15 protein-coding genes are annotated in these 17226 nt (G+C 70.6%); 5 read left to right on the top strand and 10 right to left on the bottom strand.

What is annotated here, in order from left to right:
- From hisD (IJH84_RS07385) to IJH84_RS07375, 3 genes are all read left to right on the top strand, one after another.
- Positions 1-1004, top strand: a 1004-nt coding sequence (gene hisD / locus IJH84_RS07385) for a histidinol dehydrogenase (protein ID WP_295141895.1), incomplete at its 5' end; no start/stop codon positions are given.
- Positions 1005-2192, top strand: coding sequence for an ester cyclase (locus tag IJH84_RS07380; RefSeq protein ID WP_295141892.1), 1188 nt, complete (start codon positions 1005-1007; stop codon positions 2190-2192).
- Between the two features lie 25 nt (positions 2193-2217).
- Positions 2218-3042, top strand: coding sequence for a nitrilase-related carbon-nitrogen hydrolase (locus IJH84_RS07375; RefSeq protein WP_295141889.1), 825 nt, complete (start codon positions 2218-2220; stop codon positions 3040-3042).
- Positions 3043-3119: 77 nt separating this feature from the next.
- Here the strand turns inward: IJH84_RS07375 and IJH84_RS07370 are convergent, their stop codons facing one another.
- From IJH84_RS07370 to IJH84_RS07350, 5 genes are read right to left on the bottom strand one after another with little or no spacing between them, the layout of a single operon-like run.
- On the bottom strand, positions 3120-3863 hold the full coding sequence (locus tag IJH84_RS07370; protein ID WP_295141887.1) for an aldolase/citrate lyase family protein: 744 nt from the start codon (positions 3861-3863) through the stop codon (positions 3120-3122).
- Positions 3860-4627 (bottom strand): SDR family NAD(P)-dependent oxidoreductase, encoded by a 768-nt coding sequence (locus IJH84_RS07365; protein ID WP_295141884.1) that lies wholly within the window; start codon positions 4625-4627, stop codon positions 3860-3862. Before IJH84_RS07365 ends, IJH84_RS07370 begins: the two co-directional genes overlap by 4 nt.
- On the bottom strand, positions 4614-5927 hold the full coding sequence (gene hisD, locus IJH84_RS07360; protein ID WP_295141898.1) for a histidinol dehydrogenase: 1314 nt from the start codon (positions 5925-5927) through the stop codon (positions 4614-4616). The genes IJH84_RS07365 and hisD (IJH84_RS07360) overlap by 14 nt, the downstream gene beginning before the upstream one ends.
- Complete coding sequence (locus IJH84_RS07355; protein WP_295141881.1) at positions 5887-6651, bottom strand: alpha/beta hydrolase; 765 nt, start codon at positions 6649-6651, stop codon at positions 5887-5889. Before IJH84_RS07355 ends, hisD (IJH84_RS07360) begins: the two co-directional genes overlap by 41 nt.
- Positions 6644-7783, bottom strand: coding sequence for a cupin domain-containing protein (locus tag IJH84_RS07350; RefSeq protein ID WP_295141878.1), 1140 nt, complete (start codon positions 7781-7783; stop codon positions 6644-6646). Before IJH84_RS07350 ends, IJH84_RS07355 begins: the two co-directional genes overlap by 8 nt.
- Before the next feature lie 150 nt (positions 7784-7933).
- On the opposite strand from IJH84_RS07350, the gene IJH84_RS07345 reads away from it, so the two are divergent.
- Complete coding sequence (locus tag IJH84_RS07345) at positions 7934-8944, top strand: LacI family DNA-binding transcriptional regulator (RefSeq protein ID WP_295141875.1); 1011 nt, start codon at positions 7934-7936, stop codon at positions 8942-8944.
- A 16-nt stretch (positions 8945-8960) separates the two neighbouring features.
- Here IJH84_RS07345 and IJH84_RS07340 read toward each other — a convergent pair whose 3' ends face one another.
- Together IJH84_RS07340 and IJH84_RS07335 are read right to left on the bottom strand one after the other, a co-directional pair.
- Positions 8961-10304: an MFS transporter gene (locus IJH84_RS07340; RefSeq protein ID WP_295141872.1), complete on the bottom strand. Its 1344-nt coding sequence runs from the start codon at positions 10302-10304 to the stop codon at positions 8961-8963.
- Positions 10305-10424: 120 nt separating this feature from the next.
- On the bottom strand, positions 10425-12080 hold the full coding sequence (locus IJH84_RS07335) for an alpha-amylase family glycosyl hydrolase (protein ID WP_295141869.1): 1656 nt from the start codon (positions 12078-12080) through the stop codon (positions 10425-10427).
- Positions 12081-12281: 201 nt separating this feature from the next.
- Here IJH84_RS07335 and IJH84_RS07330 point away from each other — a divergent pair, with 201 nt between their 5' ends.
- Positions 12282-12758, top strand: a complete 477-nt coding sequence (locus IJH84_RS07330; protein ID WP_200071666.1) for a cupin domain-containing protein — start codon at positions 12282-12284, stop codon at positions 12756-12758.
- Positions 12759-12825: 67 nt separating this feature from the next.
- On the opposite strand, the gene IJH84_RS07325 is transcribed toward IJH84_RS07330, so the two are convergent.
- From IJH84_RS07325 to IJH84_RS07315, 3 genes are all read right to left on the bottom strand, one after another.
- Positions 12826-14070, bottom strand: a complete 1245-nt coding sequence (locus tag IJH84_RS07325) for a flavin-dependent oxidoreductase (protein ID WP_295141866.1) — start codon at positions 14068-14070, stop codon at positions 12826-12828.
- 123 nt (positions 14071-14193) lie between these two features.
- Positions 14194-15381: a cytochrome P450 gene (locus IJH84_RS07320; RefSeq protein WP_295141863.1), complete on the bottom strand. Its 1188-nt coding sequence runs from the start codon at positions 15379-15381 to the stop codon at positions 14194-14196.
- Positions 15382-15443: 62 nt separating this feature from the next.
- Positions 15444-17226, bottom strand: a 1783-nt coding sequence (locus IJH84_RS07315; protein ID WP_295141860.1) for a KR domain-containing protein, incomplete at its 5' end; no start/stop codon positions are given.

The following is a 17226-nucleotide window of genomic DNA, read 5'->3' as shown; positions in this document are numbered from 1 at the left end:
CCGACTTCGAGACCGAGCTGGCTCCCGGCCTGATCACCGGGCACCGGTACGTGCCGGTGCAGCGGGTCGGCGCGTACCTGCCAGCCGGGCGGTTCCCGCTGACCGCGGGCGCGTTCATGACCGTCGGGGTGCCCAAGGTCGCCGGCGTGCGGACGGTGCTGGCGTGCGTGCCGCCCGGCCCGGACGGCACGCCGGACCCGGCGGTGCTCTACTCCGCGCACCTCTCCGGCGCCGACCGGGTCTACGTGCTCGGCGGGGTCCAGGCACTCGCCGCGATGGCGTTCGGCCTGCTCGGCGAACGTCCGGTGGACGTGCTGGTAGGAGCGGGCAACGCCTTCGTGGCCGAGGCGAAGCGGCAGCTGTTCGGCACCGTCGGCATCGACCTGCTCGCAGGGCCGTCCGAGGTCGCCGTGCTCGCCGACGAGACCGCCGACCCGGAACTGGTCGCCGCGGACCTGCTCGGCCAGGCCGAGCACGGGGTGAACTCCCCCGCGGCATTGGTGACCACGTCCGAGCAGCTCGGCGAGGCCGTGATCGAACAGGTGCAGCGGCAGCTCGAAACCCTGGCCACGAAGGAGATCGCCGGACCGGCGTGGCGCGATCACGGGTCGGTGACCTGGGCCGCGGACGCCGAGACGGCCGTGGCGCTGATGGACGACCTCGCGCCGGAACACCTCGAAGTGCACACCGCCGACGACGAGCACTACCACCGGGCGCTGCACAACTACGGCTCGATCTTCCTCGGCCCGTGGAGCACGGTGGCCTATTCCGACAAGGGGATGGCCGGGACCAACCACGTGCTGCCCACCGCGGGCGGCGCCAAGCACAGCGCGGGCCTGTCGGTGTCGCGGTTCCTCAAACCGCTGACTTACCAGCGGATCGCCGAGCAGGCGACGCCCTTGCTGGCCGATGCCGTCGACGTGATCTCCGATTACGAGCGGATGGCCGCGCACCGCGCCACCGCCACCATCCGCACCGCCCGCTACCAGAAGGGAACGCGCTAGATGAGCGGCAAGTCCGACCAGCCGAACACGGAGGTCGTCCCGGCCTCCGCACCGCAGCGGGGCGGCTCCCCGGAGGGAACGATGCACCCGCCTGCGCGGACGATGCCGACCGACCACGCCATCCGGGTCGACTCCGGGCACGGCGCGGACGAGCCCCGGCGCGTACCCGGGGAACGCCGCCAGCCGATGCGCGGTTTCGAGGACACCTACACCGACATCGTCGACTACATCGTCCGGATCACCCACCGCATCTGGGAAGACCAGGACGTCGGGTACATCTACGACACCTACAGCCCCGGATGCAGGCTGCACGGCGACAACGGCTACTCCTACGGCGTCGAGCAGCTCGTCGACGGAACCATGCAGTCGATCAACGCCTTCCCGGACTGCAGGCACTACGCCGACGACGTGATCTGGGCGGGTGACGAGGACCAGGGTTTCGTCACCTCGCACCGCGCCATCAACATCGGCCACCACACCGGACCGTGGCGCTGGGGCCCGCCGACCGGGCGCAAGCTCGACACCTGGGTGATGGCGAACTGCGTGGTGCGGGAGAACGAGATCTACGAGGAATGGGTCCTCTACAACACCGCGGCAAAACTGCAGCAGCTCGGCGTGAACGTGGTCGAGGCGGCACGCACCTACGGCAACGAGGGCGGGATCGCTCCGCTGACCGCGCGCCAGTTCAGCGAGCCGCTGCGGCTGACCGGCGGACGCAAACCGGAGTCGATGCCGCTGCCGACCGCCCGGTTCGACGTGGAGCAGACGGTGCGGGCGCTGTTCCACAACGTCTACAACCGTCGCGACCTGAGCATGTTCGACCGGGTGTACGCCGACGCGGTCCGCTGGCACGGCACCACGAACCGCACCGGACGCAACCGGTCCGATGTGCGGGGCATGGCGCGTTCGCTGCTGGCGACCTTCCCGGACCTCGGGGTATCGGTGGACGAGGTGTACTGGATGGGCAACGAAGTCGACGGGTTCAGCGTCTCGGTCCGCTGGTCCGGCGCGGGCACGCACCGCGGCTACGGCCTGTACGGTGCACCGACCGGGCGCCGAGCGCAGCTGTGGGGCATGTCGCAGCTGTACTTCTCGGGCGGGCGCATCGTCGAGGAGTGGTCGTTGTTCAACGAGTTCGACGTGCTCGCCCAGCTGCTGACCGACGAGCCCGCGGCGTTGCTGGGATGAGCACCTCCGCTCCGGTACGGCATCCATGTCGGCCGCGATGACCCGGGTGCTGTGCGCGCAGCTGGCTCCGCGCGTGGCCGACCCGCCGTACAACCGCGAGTTGTCGGTGGCGGCCGTGCGCGGGGCGGCCGCGCGCGGAGCCGAGGTGATCGTGCTCCCGGAACTGGCGACCTCCGGCTACCGGCTCAGCTCGGTGACGGAGGCGACCTCGGCGGCGTTGCGGCCGAGCGATCCGCTGCTCGCCGAGTGGGGCCGGGCGGCGCCGGAAGCCGTCGTGATCGGCGGGTTCTGCGAGCTCGGCGACGACGGGCGGCTCTACAACAGCGCGGCGGTGCTGGATCGCGGGGAACTCGTCGCGGTCTACCGCAAAACGCACCTGTGGGACGAGGAGCGGCTGCTGTTCACCCCGGGCGCCGAAGCGCCACCGGTGCTCGACACCGCGCACGGCAGGATCGGGGTGCTGATCTGCTACGACCTCGAATTCCCGGAGCTGACCCGGCGGCTGGCCCTCGACGGGGCGGAATTGCTCGCCGCGCCGACGAATTGGCCGCGGGTGCCGCGACCCGAACGGGAACGCGCACCCGAGGTGATCATCGCGATGGCGGCCGCACGCGTGAACCACCTCGCCATCGCCTGCTGCGACCGCAGCGGGAGCGAACGCGGCACCGACTGGACCGAAGGCACCGGGATCATCGGTCCCGACGGGTGGATGCGCGCGGAGGCCGACGCCGAAGGAATCGCCTGCGCCGACCTGGATCTGCGCGCTTCGCGGGACAAGCGGCTCACCGAGCACGCCGACCTGTTCGCCGACCGCCGCCCGGAGTTGTACGGCCCGGTGGCGCGGGACTGAACCACCGAGCCGTCCAACCCGACTCCGCGCGGGACCGAGGTGATTCGCCACCCCGACCGGCCGGCGGAGCGGCCACCTCAGCCCGACCCGGTGTCCTCGGTCGCCGCAAGGGCGCGGAAGGTTCCCAGCAGGATGTGCGCGAGGTTGTAGACCACGAAGTCGGCGTCGCCGGCCGCTCCCGCTTCGGCGCTCGAAACGATGGCCATCACAGCCGCGCCGGCATCCCGCGCCTGCCGGTGGACCTCGGCCGCCGCCCGGTGCACGGCTTGATCACCGGGCGGCACCCCGAGCGACACCGCCAGGTCGGCCGGACCGACCCACACCGCGTCGATTCCTTCCACCGCAACGATTTCGGCGGTGTTCCCGACACCGGCCGCAGTCTCCACCATCGCCACCACCAGCACGTCCTCGGCGTTGCGCAGGTGCTCCGTCGCGGTCACCGCCCCGTACCGGCCCGCTCTGCTGTAGGTCGCGAAACCGCGCTCCCCGCGCGGCGGGTAGTGCGCGGACCGGACGACTTCTTCGGCTTCCCGCGCACTTTCCACGTGCGGGACGACGATGCCGTCGGCTCCGAGGTCCAGCACCCGCAGCACCTGGTTCGGATCCGCGCGCCCGACCCGCACGAGCACCGGTAGGCCGTGCGCCTGCGCGAGCGCGATGTGCTGCTGCAGCGGCACCAGATCGTCCGGGCCGTGCTCGCAGTCGACGAGCACGTAGTCCAGGTTCGCGATCCCGGACAGCTCCACGAGCATCTCCGCCGGTAGACGCAGGATTCCCCCGCGCAGCCGGGAACCCGCGCGCAGCTTCGACTTCAGCTTCATCGGCCCACCATCCCCGCGGAAAGATCGATGTCGGCGGCGCACAACCCCGGCATCCGCAGCATCGCCACCAGCGCCGCACCCACTTCGTCCTCGGTCACCATGCGGCCGAGAGCAGCGCGCGAGACGAACTCCTCCTCCGCCTGTTCGGCGGTTCTTCCGGTCCTTTCCGCCTCCAGCCGGAAGTTCCGCGCCATCCGCGGCCCTTCGACCGGGCCCGGCGAGAGCGCGTTGACCGCGACGCCGAGCGGGCCGACCTCGGCGGCCAGCGTGGTGGTCAGCCCCAGCACCGCCGCCTTCGAGGCGCAGTAAGGCGTGCGCCGGGCCAGCGGACGCTTCCCGGACACCGAGGCGATGTTGACCACGTCGCCCGCGCCCCGCTCGGTCATGGCGGGCAGGAAGGCGCGGCACATCAGGTACGTGCCGCGCACGTTGGCGGCGAACACCGCATCCCACTCGGTGGGGTCGATCTCGGTGAGCGGCGCGACCGGGCCTGCGACCCCCGCGTTGTTCACCAAGATCGACACGTGCTCGCCCGCCAGCTGCTCGGCGAGCGCCGCCACGGCGTCCGGATCAGCGACGTCGCAGGTCACCGCGACGCCCTCGCCGGACATCCCGGCCACCGTCTCGTCCAGCGCCGATCGGGTCCTGCCGACGACGATCACCCGGGCTCCGGCGGCCGAGAGGGCGTGGCACATCGCCCGGCCGAGCCCGTTGCCGCCGCCGGTGACCAACGCGGTGCGCCCGGCGGGTTCAGCTTCGGGCATGATCGGTCCATTCCAGCGCGGTCTCGCCGTACTTCGCGGCACGCACATCGCCGGAGCGGGCATGGCCCTCGAACAGCTCGACCCGAGCCGCCCGGCCGCACACCTCGCCCAGCTGTGCGCTCGCCGCCGGGTCGGTCACTTCCTGGTAGGTCACCGTCTTCAGGTACTTCCCCACCCAAAGCCCACCGGTGTAGCGCGCGGCGCCCTTGGTCGGCAGCACGTGGTTGGTCCCGATGACCTTGTCCCCGTAGGACACGCACGTGCCTTCGCCGAGGAACAGCGCCCCGTAGTTGCGCATCCGGTCGAGCGCGCGCCGCGGCTGGGCGGTCAGCACCTGGACGTGCTCGCTGGCGTAGGTGTCGGCGAGCGCGTACGCCTCGTCCACCGAGTCGACCACGACCACCGCACCGTGGTCGCGCCACGCGGGCCCGGCGAAGTCGGCGGTCGGCATCCCGGGAAGAAGCTCGTCGACGTGGGCGATGACCGCATCGGCGAGCGTCGCCGAGGTGGTGATCAGCACCGCGGGTGAGTCCGGGCCGTGCTCGGCCTGCGAGAGCAGGTCCACCGCGACCACGAACGGATCTGCGTGTTCGTCGGCGATGACGAGGATCTCGGTCGGCCCGGCGAACAGATCGATGCCGACCTCGCCGAAGAGCTGGCGCTTGGCCTCGGCGACGTAGGCGTTGCCCGGCCCGGCCAGCAGGTCCACCGAGCCGATCGACTCGGTACCTGCGGCCAGCGCGGCCACCGCCTGCACACCGCCGAGCAGATAGATCTCGTCCGCCCCGGCCAGGTGCATGGCGGCGATCGTCGGCGCCGGAATCTCACCGCGAATCGGCGGAGTCGCCGCCGCGACCCGCGGCACTCCGGCGACTTTGGCGGTCACGATCGTCATGTGCGCCGAAGCGGTCAGCGGGTAGCGGCCACCGGGCACGTACGCGCCCACGGCGTCGATCGGGACGTGCCGGTGTCCCAGCCGCACCCCCGGCAGCGTCTCGACCTCGATGTCGCGCATCGATTCCCGTTGGTGCTCGGCGAAAGCACGAACCTGCGACTGCACGAACCGGATGTCTGCCAGCGCCTGCTCGCCGACCGTGGCGACGATCCGCTCGATCTCGTCCGGCCTCAGCCGGAACGACTCCGGGGCCCATCCGTCGAAAAGCTGCGAATGCTCGCGCACCGCTTCGTCACCGCGGGCGCGGACGTCCTCGATGATCGTGCGGACCCGTTCGCGCAAGGCCTCGTCACGCGGAGCGGAGTCATCGGTCGCCGTCGGCTGCGGCGCCGGGCGCTTCAACACTTCGGGCAAAGTCGTTCTCCTCGGTCAGGATCGGTGAGGTGCACCGCCGGATCAGCCCGTTGAGCAATCCGGCGGTCGTATCGGGCGCTTCGAGCGGAAACAGGTGCCCGGCCGCGGGCACCACGTGCAATTCGGTGTCGCCGAGGTGGTCGGCGATTTCGCGATGGATCCGCGGTGGGCACAAGGCGTCCTCGGTACCGCAGGCCACAAGGGACGGAACATTGATCGTGCGCAGCACAGCGCGTGCGTCGGTCCGGGTGGATTGGCCGGCCAGCTGGGTGCGGAACCGTCGCGGGCCGATCCGCTCGGCCATCTCCCGGAATTCCCGCGCCAACTCCGGCGACGGCCGCTGCCCGGCGTACATGGTCGGCAGGATTTCCTCGACGACCGCAGCGAATTCTCCGGCTTCGGTGCGCCGGTCGGCCTGCCGCCACCCTTCGTGCTGCTCCGGTCTGGGCGCGGCGGCGTTCGTGGCCAGTGCGGCGAACCCGGCTACCCGCTCCGGGGCCAGTCGCGCGATCTCGAACCCGACGATCGCCCCGAGGCTCAGACCGACAAGCACGACTCGACCATCCACACTGGACAGCACGTGCTCGGCCATGCCGGTGACGCTCGGGCGGTCCAGCTCCGCGTGCACGACCGGCAGTTCCAGCCGCGACTCGACCCCGGCCCACAGCCCGGAATCGCAGAGCATCCCGGGCACCAGCACCGCCGTGTCAGCCACGAGCGCGCGGCACGAGCGCGTACGGCGCGACGTAGCCGTTGTGGTCGATGGAGTACCCGGCATCGGCGGCGGCCTTGACCACTTCCTCGTCCCAGTCGAGGCGCACCCGCCCATCCCCGGAATTGATCACCACGAGCTTGCCGGTGTCGTCCCCGGTGTTCCGGATGCTGCGCCACGCGCCGGGCGGCACCGAGAGCATGTCCCATTCGCCGAGCTGGACCGCGACCGGCTCGTGGTCGTTGAGGGTGACCTCCCAGCGCCCCTCCTTGACCATGAGCACCTGCGTCTGCTCGATGCGGTGCCCGAGCATCCCGGCACCGGGTTCGGCGCGCAGCCAGGCGATGTTGTGCCCGTGCGGGTTGTAGATCCGCGGTTCCTGGTTGAGGTCCTCGGTCTTGCCGAAGCCGACCACCAGCGCCAGTTCCGCACCGCCGCCGGTGACCACCGAATCCAGGAACGGCCTCGAGCACCACTCCAGGTCGTCCTGGGTCACCACGCGCCGCCGCATCTTCTCGGCGGAGAACGACCGCAGCCGCGCGATGTCCGACTCGGCCATCGGGCGCACCAGCTCGACGTCGTCCGGCGGCTCGTCCCCGGCGACCGTGTCGATCAGCCGGCCGTCCTCGGTCAGGTGCAGCCCGTGCCCGGCGGCGTCCCGCAACACGGTGGGGCCCCAGATGATGCCGCCGGTCTCGTCGTGGCCGAGCGAGGTGAACAGCCACCCGTCGTCCGGGCCGATGTTGGTGAAGCCGCGGAAGATCCAGGTCGGAATCGAGGCGATGTCGCCCTCGCGGAGCACCAGCTCCCCCTCGTCCCCGTCAGCTCCCCAGCGCAGCAGGTACTCGCCGCGGAAGCACAGGAACACCTCGGCGGTGAAGTGCAGGTGCAGGTTGTTGGTGACCCCTTGCGGCATCGCGGCCGCGCCGATGTTGTAGCCGTGCGGCTCGCGGAGGTTGATGACCTGCTTGGAATTCTGCGACACCCCGGGCCCGATCATCGCGTAGTTCTCCTTGCGCTGCGAACCCGGTGTGCGGCAGTCGATGAACGCCTGGTCGCACGACACGAAATCGCTGCGCCGGATCGTCCGCCGCGCGCTCTCGGCCTCGCTGACCCGTACCGGCTGCTGCTGCATCCCCGCTCCCTCCGACCAAAACTATGAATACGTATGTACTACCGCAGCGGCGGAGCGGCGGTCAATGACCAACCGGGTGCTGACCGGGCCGAACACCGTGCAAGAGCTCGACCGATGACGCCGACTAGACTCCGTATTCCAGGAGGTTCCATGTCGATCACGAGTCACGACGTCGCCAGGTTCGCGGGCGTGTCCCAGGCGACGGTCTCGCGCGCGCTGCGCGGTGATCCGCGGGTTTCCGCGGCGACGCAGGACCGCGTCCGCCACGCCGCGCAGGTCCTCAACTACGTGCCGAGCGAGGCAGGCAGGAGCCTGTCCACGCACACCACTCGCCGGATCGGCGTGCTGGTCAGCGACTTGACCAACCCGTTCTACCCGCACCTGATCGGTCCGCTGCACGACGAGCTGGAGCGCTGCGGCTACCGCATGATGCTGCTGGCGGAACGTTCCGACGACGCCTTGGCCACCGAGGGACTGCTCGACCACTCCATCGACGGCGCGGTGCTGACGACCGCGACCAGTGGCTCCGAGCTCCCCGATGCGCTGCGGCGCAAGCAGATCCCGTTCGTGTTCCTCAACCGGGTCGACGGGCGCGACGGCGCCGACTCGGCCGCGGTCGACAACGAGCGCGGCGGCAGGCTCGCCGCCGAGGAACTGATCGCGCTCGGGCACCGCAGGGTCGCGCTGCTGGGCGGCTCGACCGACACCAGCTCCGGCCGGGATCGCGAGGCCGGTTTCGTGGACGCGCTCGCCGAGGCCGACATCGCGTTGCCCGCGACCCGGATCCGCCGCGGTTCCTACGACTTCGACACCGGCTACCTCGGACTTTCCGAACTCCTCGCCGCTGATCCGGACCTCACGGCCGTGTTCTGCGGCAACGATGTGGTGGCCATCGGCGCCTACAACGCCGCGTTGCGGGCGGGCGTCCGCATTCCCGATGAGCTCACGCTGGTGGGCTTCGACGATCTGCCGATAGCGTCCTGGGAGGCCTTCTCGCTCACCACGATCCGCTACGACCTCCAAGAGATGGCCAGGGCCGCCGCCCGGCTGCTCGTCGAACGCCTCTCCGGTGACGCGGGCGATCCCGCGCGGCGCGTGGCTTTCGCACCGGAACTCGTGCGCAGAGGAACCCACGCGCCTCCCGCCACCCGCCGCGGATGACCGGTCACGGGCCGGTTCAGGCGAACTTGTTCGCGCCGAGCTCGCTGCGGTACGTCTCCTTCATGAACACCGTGACCACCACCAGCGCCAGCACCGCCGCCGCGGCGAGGTAGGCCCACACCGCGTAGATCGTGCCGAACCGGTCGACCAGCAACGCCGCGATGAACGGCGTGACACCCATGAAGATCGAGAACGAGCTGTTGTAGGCGATCGCGCTCGCGCTGAACCTGGTGCGGGTCGCGAACAGCTCGGCCGAACACGTCGTCACGATCCCGGTGAGGAAGAACTCCGGGACGATGTAGACGAGCTGGCTGCCGACCGCGGCGGTGAAGCTGCCCTGCTCGCCGATGGCGAACGCCAGCGGAACGAGGAAGATGCACGCCAGCGCACCGCTGATCAGCATCGGCTTGCGGCCGATCCGGTCCGAGAGCTTGCCCGCCAGCGGAAGCAGCGGCATCAGCACGGCCACCGAGATGAGGTTGGACAGCAGCGCCTGCGAGCGGGTGAGCCCGACATTGCTGGTCAGGTACTCCGGGTAGTAGGTGACCCAGGTGTAGGACAGGATCGCCAGCATGATCGAGGCTCCGCAGAACACCAGGATCGGGCGCCACTGCTCGCGCAGCGCCTCGCGCACCGGCGCCTTGACGATGTTCGTGCCGCCTTCGGTCTCGCGCATGAATTCCGGCGTCTCCTCGATGCGGCTGCGCAGCCACAACCCGAGCAGCGACAACGGCAGCACCGCGAGGAACGGGATCCGCCAGCCCCAGGATTCCAGCACCGGCTGCTCGAACGCGGTGCTGACCAGCGCCGCGACGCCCGCGCCGCCGAGGATGCCGAGGAAGCAGCTGTTCGAGGCGTACGAGGTGTAGTAGGCGCGCTGGTGCGGCTTCGCCCACTCCATGATGAACGCGACCGCGCCGACGTATTCACCGCCGGAGATCATCCCCTGGAAGGTCCGGATGAGCACCAGCAGCAGCGGTGCCAGGAAGCCGACCTGCTGGTAGGTCGGCAGGGCGCCGATCAGCGCGGTGGACACGCCCATCATGACGATCGTCCACAGCAGAGCCTTCTTCCGGCCGACGCGGTCGCCCCAGCGGCCGACGAGCGTTCCGCCGAGGGGGCGGAACACGCAGGCGACGGCGAGGACCGCGTAGGTGCTCATCACCGTCGCCGCGCTGTTGCCGCCCGGGAAGAACGACGAGGCCAGCATCGGCGCCATGTAGCCGTAGAGCCCGTAGTCGAACTGCTCGACGAAGTTGCCGACGCCGCCCGCGTAGACCGCTCGGCGGATCTTCGCCGGCGCCTGCTGCTGGTCTGCCGCGAGGGCGGGGGCTGGCGGGCCCGGCATTCCGACTGACATGGGCATCTCCAGGGGTCACGACGCCGGTGGACATTGTGCATACGTATGAAGTTCGTCGGAGGCTAGCCCGCGGCCCCCGTACCGTCAAGATTCGGTGCGGGCGCACCGCAACGAATCCGGTCAGCCGTTCAGATCGAGGATCGCGTAGCCGAATCCCGGGACGGTCATCGCTTCGCCGTCCAGGCGGACACCGCTGTCCTCGACGGGCCTGGCGTCCTGCACGCGGCCGTCCGCAACGGTGATCGTCGCGGGGTCGCGGCGCGGGTTGACGGTGACCAGGAACCGGTCGCCGCGCAGGTAGGTCAGCGGATAGCCGTCCGAGAACACCCGCACGTCGGCCTGCGTGCCGAGTTCGGGGTACCGCTTGCGCAACGCCAGCAGCCGCCGGACGAAGTGCAGCAGCGAGCCCGGATCGCGGCGCTGCGCTTCGACGGTCGGCCGGTCCGGGTCCGGGTCGATCGGGATGTAGAGGTCCTCGGCGGGCGCCTCGGAGAACCCGGCGTTGGGCCCGGCGTTCCACTGCATCGGCGTGCGGTTGCGCTGGCGTCCGGCGCTGCCTTCGACATCGGGCAGGCCCTCGATCATCCGCATGCCGATCTCCTCGCCGTAGTACATCGCGGGAATCGTCGGCCAGGTCAGCAGGAACGCGAACGCTGCGGGACGTTCCTCCGGGGTGCGGACGCCGTCGTTGAGCCGGTTCGCGCTGTCGTGGTTGGCGGTCGGCAGCATGATGCGGCCGCGGCCGATGTCCCCGGTCGCCTCGGTCCAGGCGTCCACGAAGATCTTCGCGGTGCCGGTGCCCTCGGCGCCGAAGTACGGGTTCTCGTGCCACAACGACTTCCACGGTGCGCCGTCGCCCGGACCGTTGACCGGCAGGTAGAAGTCGGCGTCGAAACCCGCGGGCACCGACGTGGCCGGATCGCCCCATTCGGAGATCAGCACGGCGTCCGGGTGGTGCCTGCGAACCCACTCGCGCAGCTCGCCCCACAGCTTGCCGGTCTCGACCCAGCCGGGGTCGTCCTTGACCAAGGTGGCGGCCAAGTCGCAGCGGAACCCGGAGATCCCCAGCCGCAGCCAGTGATCCATGACCTCGCGGATCGCGGCGCGGTTGCGCATCGGACCTTCGGCGTCGACCGGCTGGCGCCACGGCTCGTCCGGGTTCATGCGCGCGTAGCCGTAGTTGATCGCGGGCTGGGTGTCGTAGTAGTTCTTGAGGAACGCACCTGCGCGCGGGCCCGGCGAGGCGACGAAATCCTCCGGGAGCGTGCCGTCGTCGGGCAACTGGTCCGGTGTGGCCCAGACGTAGCGGTGATCGGTGTCGTCGTGCAGCGAGTCGAGGAACCAGCCGTGCTGGTCGGACGTGTGGCCGGCCACGAGGTCGAACAGCACCCGGATGCTGCGGCTGCGCGCGGCTTCGACCAGCCGGACGACGTCGTCCTCGTCGCCGTAGCGCGGATGCACACCGGTGTAATCGGCGATGTCGTAACCGGCGTCGGTCAGCGGTGAGGGGAACACCGGGTTGACCCAGATCGCGCCGATTCCCAGCCATTGCAGGTGATCGAGGTGTTCGATGATGCCGCGCAGATCGCCGATGCCGCTGCCGTCGGTGTCGGCGAAGCTCTGCGGATAGATCTGGTACAGCACGGTGTCGGCCAGCCACGAAGGACCGTCCACACCGGATGCTCCGCGTGCGGCTCCCGCCGAGTGCGGAGCCAGCGCCACACCCGTGAGCGCCGCACCGGTCCCGAGCATGAACGATCGCCTGGACACCACCATGATCCCGCTCCCACCATCCTGACTACGTATGCAGAGTAGATCAATGTACGCACCCGCCACCTCGAGCGGAACACGCACCGCGCAATTTCCACGGCGAATCGGCCGGGTGGAGCACACCCGTGATCACCCGTTGGCGGCTGTACACGGGCAACGGAATGGCGCAGAGTGCGTAGCCGACGAACCATCGGCTCAGGAAGTGTGATGACCGGCGACGAAATCGTGCTCGGTCCCCTGCCGAAGGGGATCACGCCGGCCCGGGAGGGCATGCGGAACAAGGTGTGGAACGTGCTCGGCCACACCTATTCCATGAAGGCGGCCAGCGAATCGAGCTTCGCGTTCGAGACGCTGGACCCGCCGGGCACCGGCGTACCGCCACACGTGCATCCGACCCAGGACGAGCACATCTACATCCTGGAGGGCGTGTTCACGCTCTACCTCGACGGCGAGTGGGAGACCGCGGGCCCCGGCGACACCGTGCTGATGCCGAAGGGCCTCCCGCACGCCTACTACAACCGCAGCGAGAACATCGCCCGCGGACTGTTCTGGGTGAGCCCGGCGGGACGGCTCGCGGAGCTGTTCGACAAGCTGCACGACCTCGAAGACCCGGCCGAGGTGGTCCGGGTGTCGGCGCAGCACGACGTCGACTTCCTGCCGCCCGGTTCGGTGGAGGGCGCCTGAGCGACCGGTTCGGCGCAAGGCGCCTGCGGCGCCGGTCGGGCGAAAGGCGCCTGCGGCGCCCGGGAGGTCACCGACCGGGCTCGTTCACCTGCTGCTGCGAGGAACCCGACGCCCGGGCGTAGCCGGCCACGACTGCCTCGAGCTCCGCCGCGTCGATCACCTCGTCGATGTGCGAAAAGCCCTGCGGCGCACGACGTTCGACCTCGTCGATGACGTTCTCCGGTCCGCCTTCGCGGTTGCGCAGCACCACCTCGCTGGTGGCCGCCAGGCGATCGTCCTGGTAGGCCAGCAGCGCCTCGGTGGGGTCGGAGCACCGCGCCAGGTGCCCGCCGAGAGCGGTGGCGTCGAGGATCGCCTGACCGGCGCCGTTGGAGCCCATCGGATACATCGGGTGGGCGGCGTCGCCCAGCAACGTCACCCGCCCACGTGACCAGGCGGGCAGCGGATCGCGGTCGCACATCGGGAACTCGAAGATCTCCTCGGTGGCCTCGACCAGTCCGGCGTGGTCGACCGCGGGCGAGCAGAACCGCTCGACGTGCCGGGCCAGTTCTCGCCGGTCGCCGGGTCTGGCCCAGTCCTGCCGCTCCGGCGGCGCAGCACCGGGTTGCCCGGTGCGGATGCAGACCGCCCAGTTGGTGAGCTTGGTGCCCGCGCTGCGGCCCTCCGCGATCGGGTAGATCACCAGCTTGGCCGCGGTGCCACCGGCGACGATCATCGAACGACCGCCGTCGAACTCCGGCCAGTCGGTGGCGCCGCGCCACATCAGGACGCCGTTCCACCGCGGCGCTCCTTCCGCGGGGAACAGGATGGACCGCGCGGCCGAGTGGATTCCGTCGGCGGCGACCAGGACGTCGCCGCGCACGGTGACCGGCGCGGCACCGCGCCGGTCGAAGTGCGCCCGGACTTCACTCGCGTCCTGGTCGAAGCCGGTCAGCCGGTGCCCGGTCCGCACCGCGTCGGCGCCGAGCCGTTCCCGGACCGCCCGCAGCAACATGCCCTGCAACCTGCCCCGGTGCAGGCAGAACTGGGGAAGCGTGAATCCGGCGTCCAGCCCGCACGGCTTGCGCAGGATCACCGGGCCCAGCCGGTGCGCGTAGTACAGGTCGCGGGTACGGACCCCGATCTCGTCCAGCGAGTCGAGCAGACCGAGTTCGGCGAGCTCTTTGACCGCGTGCGGCAACGCGTTGATCCCGACGCCCAGCTCCCCGCTCTGCTCGCTCTGCTCGTAGACGACGCAATCGATGCCTTCTTGGTGCAGCCGCAGCGCCGCGGTCAGCCCGCCGATCCCCGCTCCGACGATGATGACCTGCACAGCAACCTCCTGTTCGGACGACCTCCCGACTCGACCACGCCGAAGCATCGCCGAGATCCGCGAATCAGACTACCGGCGGTGCCACCGGCGACTACGACGTCCGCGGAGCGAGGACGGGCCCGGTCACCAGGTCACCGGAAGTTCCAGCAGTCCCGCGGAAAGCTGCCCGGACTCGTGGCGCAGTTCGTCGGCGGGCACCCCGACCTGCAGGTCCGGCAGCCGCCGGAACAGCGTGGTGAACGCCGTCTGCAGCTCCACCCGCGCCAGCGGTGCGCCGATGCAGTGCCAGATGCCGTGCCCGAACGTCAGGTGCGGGTTCGGCGCGCGGGTGGTGTCGAACTCCTCCGGGCGGTCGAAGGCTTCCTCGTCGAAGTTGGACAGCGTGAAGTCCAGCAGCACCAGGTCCCCTGCGCGCATGGTCACGCCGCCGACCTCGACGTCGTCGGTGGCGTAGCGCGGCAGCATCGAGCTGCCCGCCTTGGCGGCTCGCAGCACTTCCTCGACCGCGATCGCCATCTTGCCCGGATCGCTCATCGCCTCGGCGAGCTTGTCCGGGTTGTTCGACAGCACCAGCACGCCGACGTCGATGTGCCCGATCACGCTGTCCAGCCCGGCGAACAGCACGCCCGCCGCGAGGGTGCCGATCCGCTCGTCGTCCACTTCGGCCTCGATCAGCCGGGAGATCACGTCCTCGCCGAGCGCCCCGCGCTTGCGCCCGACCAGTTCGGCCAGGTACGCGAACAGCTCGTTGGCGCCCTGCTCGGCGGAGGCCGGATCGTTCAGCCCGGACATCCGGCCCATCAGCTCGACGATCTTGAGCCGGTCCGCGGCAGGCACCCCGATCAGCTCGTAGAGCGCGTTGAGCGCGAACGGCTGGGAGAAATCGCCGTGCAGATCGGCGGGCGGTCCCTTGGCGATCAGGCCCTGCACCATCTCCTCGGCCAGCGCCTCGATCGTCGGCCGCAGCCTGCTCAGCCTGCGCGCGGAGAAGCTCGGCGTCAGCAGCGCGCGCATCTCGCGGTGCAGCTGGTGCGCCCGCTCCGGATCGGTGTCGGTGATCAGCAGGTTGAAGAACGGGGTGTCGACGTAGCGGGGCGCGTTCGCCGGGTCCGGGTGCGACCGGTTGAGCCGCTCGTCCTTGAGCAGTTGCTTGACCGTGTGGTGCCGGGTGACCAGCCAGGCCGGATCTCCGGCGGGCGTGCGCACCCGGCACACCGGGGCCGTCGCTTGCAGGTCGCGCAGCTCCTGCGGCGGCCGCAGCATCGCGGACGGCTCGGTGCCCAACTGGGGCAGGTCGAGGGATTGGCTCATCGGCGGTACCTCCGCGGAGTGGGTCGGACGGGGCGGCCGGACGGCGGCCCCGGATGCGTTGCTCAGAACTCGGAAGCCGGTCCCGCGGGGACATCGGCGGAGGTGTCCGCGGGCAGGCTCGCCAGCCAGTCGCGCATGAGCGCGGCGGTGCGATCGGAGTGCTCCTTGGCCAGCGACAGGTGGTCGGCCTCGAGCACGCTGATCCGGTCGGTGCGGAACGGCGGCTCCGGCCTGCTGCCGCGGCTGCCCGGCAACGGCACCGAGCACTGCACCAGCAGCGTAGGCGCGGTGGTCACCGGCGCACCGGTGATCGCGGCGACCTTGTTGGACCAGTGCACCATCGCCGAGAGCCGGGCGCTGTCGAGGTTCACCGATGGCGAGTCGATGTCGGCCAGGTAGTACCGGGCGACCTCGTCGTAGTCGATGTCGTCGTTGTCCTCGTAGCGCAGGCTCAGCGTGTCCAGCAGGATCACCGCGTCCGGGCGCACGCCCCAGGTCGCTTCCAGCATGCCGGCCGCGTGGTAGGCGATCGTGCCGCCGGTGGAGTGCCCGACCAGCACGAACGGGTCGCCGTCGGTGCCGTGCAGCGCGCTTTCGGCCACCGAGCGGATGGCGGCCGTGCCGTGCTCGGGCAGCTGTTCGCCGGTGCCGAAACCGGCCAGTGGCAGCGCCGAGACGTGCCGCTGCCCGCGGAAGTGCGCGGCGATCCGGGCGTACTGGTGCACACCGCCGGTCGCTCCGGGCGAGCTGATGCAGATCAGCCGCGGGTCGGGCGGACCGTCGGCCAGGGTGACCGGTTCCGGCAGCTCGGCGAGCTCGGCCGGGTGCTCGAAGGTCGGGCGGGTCGCGGCGACCGCGCCGAGCATCCGCATGGATTCCTTGCGCTTGCCGCTGTGCACGCCGGCCAGGAACAGGTTCACCAGGCTGTCGTTCGGGTTGCCGCTGCCGCCCGTTCCCCTCCCGCCAGCCTCGCCGAGCCGGTCGGTCAGCTCGTTGGACAGCCAGCGGGCCAGTGCCGCCGGGGTGCGGGTGTCGAACACCACCGAGGCGGGCAGCCGCAGTCCCAACGCCTCGCCGAGCCGGTTGCGCAGCTCCACCGCTATCAACGAGTCGAAGCCCAGCGCCAGGAAGTCGCGGTCGGCCTCGACCGCCGCGGCGCCGGAGTGGCCGAGGACTTCGGTGGTGTGCCGCACGACCAGGTCGGTGAGCGACCGCTCCCGCTCGGCCGGGCCTTGCTCGCGGAGCCGGTCCAGCATCGAGCGCCCGTTGCCGCCATCGCGCCAAGCGGCCGCGGTGCGCCGTCCGGCGGGCACGAGCCCGCGCAGCGCGGGCGGGACAGACCCGCTCGCGCGCAGTCCGGAGGCACCGGTGCGCATCGCCACGACCAGCTCCTCCGAGCGGGCCGATGCTGCGTCGAACAGCGCCAAGCCCTGCTGAAGCGGCAGCGGCGGAAGGCCGGAGTCGGCCATCCGCTGCACGTCGGTCGCGGTGAGGTCGCCGGTCATGCCACCGACCGGCTCCCACGGTCCCCAGGCCAGCGAGCGAGCGGGCAGGCCTTGGTCGCGGCGCAGCCGGGCCAGCGCGTCCAGGAAGGTGTTGCCCGCGGCGTAGTTGCCCTGCCCGGGTCCGCCGATCACTCCGGCGACCGAGGAGTACAGCACGAACGCGGACAGTTCGTGCTCGCGCGTGGCCTCGTGCAGGTGCCACGCCGCGTCGGCCTTGGGCCGCAGCACCGCGTCCAGCCGTTCCGGGGTCAGCGAGCCGATGGCGCCGTCGTCGAGCACGCCCGCGGCGTGCACCACCGCGCCCAGCTCCGCGGGCAGTTCCGCGAGGACCTTGTCCACT

It is taken from the genome of Saccharopolyspora sp., assembly GCF_017434145.1.
Classification (GTDB): domain Bacteria; phylum Actinomycetota; class Actinomycetes; order Mycobacteriales; family Pseudonocardiaceae; genus Saccharopolyspora_C; species Saccharopolyspora_C galaxeae.
The sequence above is the reverse complement of the archived record's forward strand: the minus strand, read 5'-3'. Positions and strand labels throughout refer to the sequence as shown.

What these genes read in the sequence shown, in the direction of transcription:
- IJH84_RS07380 (WP_295141892.1), top strand. Translation starts at nt 1,005, where the DNA reads ATGAGCGGCAAGTCCGACCAGCCGAACACGGAGGTCGTCCCGGCCTCC.
- IJH84_RS07375 (WP_295141889.1), top strand. Translation starts at nt 2,218, where the DNA reads ATGTCGGCCGCGATGACCCGGGTGCTGTGCGCGCAGCTGGCTCCGCGC.
- IJH84_RS07370 (WP_295141887.1), bottom strand. Translation starts at nt 3,863, where the DNA reads ATGAAGCTGAAGTCGAAGCTGCGCGCGGGTTCCCGGCTGCGCGGGGGA.
- IJH84_RS07365 (WP_295141884.1), bottom strand. Translation starts at nt 4,627, where the DNA reads ATGCCCGAAGCTGAACCCGCCGGGCGCACCGCGTTGGTCACCGGCGGC.
- IJH84_RS07350 (WP_295141878.1), bottom strand. Translation starts at nt 7,783, where the DNA reads ATGCAGCAGCAGCCGGTACGGGTCAGCGAGGCCGAGAGCGCGCGGCGG.
- IJH84_RS07345 (WP_295141875.1), top strand. Translation starts at nt 7,934, where the DNA reads ATGTCGATCACGAGTCACGACGTCGCCAGGTTCGCGGGCGTGTCCCAG.
- IJH84_RS07340 (WP_295141872.1), bottom strand. Translation starts at nt 10,304, where the DNA reads ATGTCAGTCGGAATGCCGGGCCCGCCAGCCCCCGCCCTCGCGGCAGAC.
- IJH84_RS07335 (WP_295141869.1), bottom strand. Translation starts at nt 12,080, where the DNA reads ATGGTGGTGTCCAGGCGATCGTTCATGCTCGGGACCGGTGCGGCGCTC.
- IJH84_RS07330 (WP_200071666.1), top strand. Translation starts at nt 12,282, where the DNA reads ATGACCGGCGACGAAATCGTGCTCGGTCCCCTGCCGAAGGGGATCACG.
- IJH84_RS07320 (WP_295141863.1), bottom strand. Translation starts at nt 15,381, where the DNA reads ATGAGCCAATCCCTCGACCTGCCCCAGTTGGGCACCGAGCCGTCCGCG.